Source organism: Gammaproteobacteria bacterium, assembly GCA_028817255.1.
Taxonomy (GTDB): domain Bacteria; phylum Pseudomonadota; class Gammaproteobacteria; order Porifericomitales; family Porifericomitaceae; genus Porifericomes; species Porifericomes azotivorans.
Genome location: JAPPQA010000083.1, coordinates 1 through 4,655, shown reverse-complemented (window position 1 = coordinate 4,655; position 4,655 = coordinate 1). Strand labels below are relative to the sequence as shown.

At 66.6% G+C, this 4,655-nt stretch carries 3 protein-coding genes and 1 pseudogene; 1 reads left to right on the top strand and 3 read right to left on the bottom strand.

What is annotated here, in order from left to right:
• Positions 1-124: 124 nt before the first annotated feature.
• On the bottom strand, positions 125-1,531 hold the full coding sequence (glnA, locus tag OXU43_03835) for a type I glutamate--ammonia ligase (protein MDD9824287.1): 1,407 nt from the start codon (positions 1,529-1,531) through the stop codon (positions 125-127).
• A gap of 329 nt (positions 1,532-1,860) precedes the next feature.
• The gene (gene lysA, locus OXU43_03830; GenBank protein ID MDD9824286.1) at positions 1,861-3,120 is read right to left on the bottom strand and encodes a diaminopimelate decarboxylase; all 1,260 of its coding nucleotides are present in this window, start codon (positions 3,118-3,120) and stop codon (positions 1,861-1,863) included.
• Positions 3,121-3,478: 358 nt separating this feature from the next.
• Between lysA and OXU43_03825 the strand changes: the two genes are divergently transcribed.
• Positions 3,479-4,168 carry an alpha/beta fold hydrolase gene (locus OXU43_03825; GenBank protein ID MDD9824285.1) on the top strand — a complete coding sequence of 230 codons (690 nt, stop codon included), beginning with the start codon at positions 3,479-3,481 and terminating at the stop codon, positions 4,166-4,168.
• 194 nt (positions 4,169-4,362) lie between these two features.
• On the opposite strand, the pseudogene OXU43_03820 reads toward OXU43_03825, so the two are convergent.
• Positions 4,363-4,655, bottom strand: a pseudogene (locus OXU43_03820) (C-terminal helicase domain-containing protein).

Genomic DNA, 4,655 nt, shown 5'->3' with positions numbered 1-4,655 from the left:
GGGGGGAGTGATTGGGGGGGAGCGATGGGAAGACGGTTTCCGCCGTCATCGCGCGAGGCGGACAAACTCTCCCGCCAAGGCCGTGGTCCCCGCGTCACGCAGGGCGCCTGTCGGCGGGCGGCTGCTACAGGCTGTAGTAGAGGTCGAACTCCACCGGGTGCGTGGTCATGCGCAGGCGTTCGGCCTCCGCGCGCTTCAACTCGATGTAGCCCGCTATGAGGTCGTCGCTGAAGACGTCGCCGGCCTTGAGAAAGTCGCGATCCCGGTCCAGGGCCTCCAGCGCCTGCTCCAGGGAGCCGGCCACGGTGGGTACGCCCTCCTGCTCCTCGGGGGGCAGGTCGTAGAGGTTCTTTTCCAGAGGTTCGCCGGGGGCGATGCGATTCTGAATCCCGTCCAGGCCGGCCATCAGCATGGCGGCGAAGGCCAGGTAGGGGTTGCCGCTGGAGTCGGGAAAGCGCACCTCGACGCGACGGGCCCGCGGGTCGTTGCTCCAGGGGATGCGGCACGCCGCCGAGCGGTTGCGGCTGGAGTAGGCGAGCAACACCGGCGCCTCGAAGCCCGGCACCAGCCGTTTGTAACTGTTGGTGCCGGCGTTGGTGAAGGCGTTAAGAGCATGCGCGTGCTTGAAAATGCCGCCGATGTAGTGCAGGGCCGTTTCGGACAGCCCGCCGTACCCTTCACCGGCGAATACGTTGCGGTCTCCTTTGGCCAGGGATTGGTGCACGTGCATGCCGTTGCCGTTGTCGCCCACCAGCGGCTTGGGCATAAAGGTGACGGTCTTGCCGAAACCATGGGCCACGTTCTGGGCTACATACTTGAGGATCAGGAGTTCGTCGGCCTTGCGGGTCAGGGTGTTGTAGCGGGTGTCCACCTCGGCCTGGCCCGCGGTTCCCACTTCGTGGTGGTGCACCTCCACGGGCACCCCCATATCCTCCAGGGTGGCGCAGATGGCGGAGCGGATGTCCTGCATGGAGTCCACCGGCGGCACCGGGAAATAGCCGCCCTTGACGCGCGGCCGGTGACCCAGGTTGCCGTCTTCCATCCGGGTGCCGGTGTTCCAACTCCCTTCTTCCGAGTCCACCTGCCAGAAACCGCCGTTGATGCTGTCGCCCCAGCGGGCCTCGTCGAAGATGAAGAACTCCGGCTCCGGACCGAAATAGGCGTGCTCCGCGATCCCGGTGGATTGCAAATACACTTCGGCCCGCTTGGCCAGGGAACGGGGATCCCGCGCATATCCCTGCATGGTGGAAGGCTCCACGACATCGCAACGCAATTGCAGGGTCTCCTCTTCGTAGAAGGGATCCAGCACCGCCGTCCCGGGGTCGGGGATCAGCAGCATGTCCGATTCATTGATCCCTTTCCAGCCGGCGATCGAGGAGCCGTCGAAGGGCTTGCCGTTCTCTAGGAACCCCGCGGTGAGTTGGGAGACCGGAACGGTAACGTGCTGTTCCTTGCCAAGGGTGTCGCAAAAACGCAGGTCCGCGAATTTAACGTTGTGTTCGCCGATGAGTTTCTTGATCTCCTGAGACATGAGGTTTCTTCCTCCGCGGTCGGTAAAAGGTAACAGTAAAATGCCGGCGCCGTTCCGGTCCTCGTCGAACTCCGCCGACAATCTGGAGGAGCATTTTTCGTGCCATGCCTCGCCTGCGCCGCCCGATTCCCGCGTCGCTCCCGCATCCTCCCGCAGGCATCCTTGCCGTGAACAACCGGCGGCAACAGGCAAAATACGACGGCGCCTGCACCCATGCGGTGCATCCAGCCGCCGCATATGCACCGGAAAAGTACGCGACGAACCGCAGAGGAGTACGGCGCGTACCATACGCCGCCCGCTCCAGAGAGCAGGCGGAGATGCCAAATGCCTTAGCCGGCGGACTCGAAAGGGAGAAAATCCTTCGCCATCAACTCCTCGATCGTCTCGCGGCGGCGCGCTTCGCGGACCGCGTCTCCGTCCACCAACAGCTCGCAGGGCCGGGGCCGCGAATTGTAATTCGAACCCATAACCGCCGCGTAGGCGCCCGCGTCGCAGAGCGCCAGCAGGTCGCCCTCGCGCAGGGACAGCGCGCGGTCCCGGCCCAGACAGTCGGCGGATTCGCAGACCGGGCCAACGATGTCGTAGCGCCGCCGGGGGGCGTCGCCGCCCTCGCGCACGGGCAGGATCTCGTGCCAGGCATCGTAGAGAGCGGGGCGCAGCAATTCGGTCATGGCGGCGTCGGTCACGGCAAAATTACGTTCCGGCCCATGCTTCAGGTACTCGACGCGGGTCAGCAGGATGCCCGCCGGACCGGCGACGGCACGGCCGGGCTCCAATACCAACTCCAGGGAGTCGTCTGTTCTTTCCGCGGCCAGGGCAGCCGCGTAAACGGCCGGCGACGGCGGCCGTTCGGCACGGTAACGAATGCCGAGGCCGCCGCCGAGGTTCAGGTGGCGCAATCGGCAACCGTCGGCGGCAAGAGACTCCGCCAACCCCAGGAGCTTGCGCATCGCTTGCCGGAACGGCCTCAGGGAGACGATCTGGGAACCGATATGGCAGGCCAGCCCATCGAGGCGCACTCCGGGGAGTTGCCGCACCCGGCGGCAAAGCTCCGGCACCTGTTTCCAGGGCAGGCCGAACTTGCTGCCGCTGGCGGCGGTCGCGATGTGCGCATGAGCCCCGGCTTCGATCTCCGGGTTGACGCGCAGGGCTACGGGGGCGCAGCCGTCTCGCGCCGCGGCAATATGCGCCAAGCGCTCCAGCTCGGCCACGGACTCCACATTGAAACACCGGATGTCGGCCTCCAGGGCCATGCGCAGTTCGTCGTCGCGCTTACCCACCCCCGAGAACACGGTGCGCTCCGCCTTGCCGCCGGCACGCAACACCCGTTGCAGTTCGCCGCCGGAGACGATGTCGAAACCCGACCCCAACCGGGCGAGCACCTGCAACACCGCCAGATTGGAGTTGGCCTTGACTGCGTAGCAGAGCAGGTGGGGGCACCCGCTCAGCGCCTGGTCAAAGCGCCTCCAGTTCCGCTCCAGCGCAGCACGGGAATAGACGTAACAAGGCGTGCCGTAGCGGGCGGCGATCGCATCCAAGGCGACCTGCTCGGCGTACAGAAGGCCGCCTATCCGTCGAAATGGCGCCATGTCCGCTCCCGCGGCGCTTGCGCATGCATCCGGGCATGCATCCGGGCCGCCGCGTCCCCTCCCGCCCCGGGTCCCGCCCCAAGTTCCGCCCCAAGTCCCGCTTCCGGCGGCAGACGGAGCGGGCCCTTTTGCCCGCAGGCCGCCGCCAGGACCGCAAAGGCTAAAACGGCCTGGCAAAGACGGCGGCAGACAAGGCGGGAAAACTGCATTATGATCGCGGGCGGTCTCGCGGCACCGGGGAATGCGCCGAGCATATCACATGCCGATACGCCCGGGAGAGCGGCACCCGAAAGCGGCGCCGGGAGAGTAACGAAGTTGCCTCAAGGCTACGGACAATCGCTTGGGAAAGGCGTCCGATATGGAGATCGAACAAGAAGCAATCCTGCTGGAACCGACAGGCCCGAGCCGCGCGACTGTGCTCTGGTTGCACGGGCTGGGAGCGGACGGCGGGGACTTCGCTCCCGTGGCCGCGGAGCTGCGAATGCCGCGGGACCTGGGCCTTCGATTCGTGTTCCCCCATGCCCCCGAACGGCCGATTACCGTAAACGGCGGCTTGCGGATGCGGGCCTGGTACGATGTGCGCGGCACCGACATCAGCCACGACGAGGACGAGGAAGGCTTCCGGGAATCGGCAAGGCGAATCCATGCCTTGCTGGAAGGAGAGGCGAAGAGCGGCATTGATTCCTCCCGGACCGTGCTGGCCGGTTTCTCGCAAGGCGGCGCCGTCGCCTTGTACGCCGGCTTGCGCTATCCGCGGCCACTGGCCGGCCTGCTGGCGCTGTCCGCCTACCTGCCCCTGCCCGACCGCCTGGCCAGCGAGGCCGCGCCGCAAAACCGGGAGACTCCGATCTTGATGCTGCACGGCCAACTCGATCCCGTCGTGCCGCTTTCCCTGGCGCAAAGATCGCGCCGGCGCCTGCAGGAGTTGGATTACCGGGTAGAGTGGCGCGATTACTCGATGCCGCACACGGTATGCCCACAGGAGCTCTTCGAGATCCGCGCCTGGCTGTTGCGCATACTGGCGCCCGCGTGCCCCCCGAGTTCTTAGAAACCGCGCGGGCCGCTTCCGGGCCGGCGCGGCCCGGAACGCCGGCCGCGGGCGGCGCCCTCCCTGGGCCGGCGCCGCCTCTTGGGCGGTTGCAGCACGGCGAGCAGTTCGTCGGCGACGGGCTCCACCGGGAGCTTGTAGCCCAGAAATTGCTCGATATCCGGCAGGGAATATACGTACTCCTCGCAGGCCAGGCTCACTGCGTCTCCCCGGCCCCCGGCGCGGGCGGTGCGTCCGATGCGGTGCACGTAATCCTCGGGCTGAAACGGCAGGTCGTAGTTGAAAACGTGGCTGACTTCCGGGATATGCAGGCCGCGCGCCGCCAGGTCCGTGGCCACCAGGATTGGCAGCACCCCCTGGGAAAAATCCTGGAACAGCCGGAGGCGCTGCCGTTGCGGGATGTCGCCGGTGAGGATCGCCGCTTGGAAATCGTTGCCCTGCAGACAACCGTGGACACGGTCGGCGCCGCGACGGGTATTGACGAATA

Excerpts from the sequence above, each read along its gene's own strand:
- OXU43_03825 (MDD9824285.1), top strand. The coding sequence starts at position 3,479 with ATGGAGATCGAACAAGAAGCAATCCTGCTGGAACCGACAGGCCCGAGC.
- glnA (MDD9824287.1), bottom strand. The coding sequence starts at position 1,531 with ATGTCTCAGGAGATCAAGAAACTCATCGGCGAACACAACGTTAAATTC.
- lysA (MDD9824286.1), bottom strand. The coding sequence starts at position 3,120 with ATGGCGCCATTTCGACGGATAGGCGGCCTTCTGTACGCCGAGCAGGTC.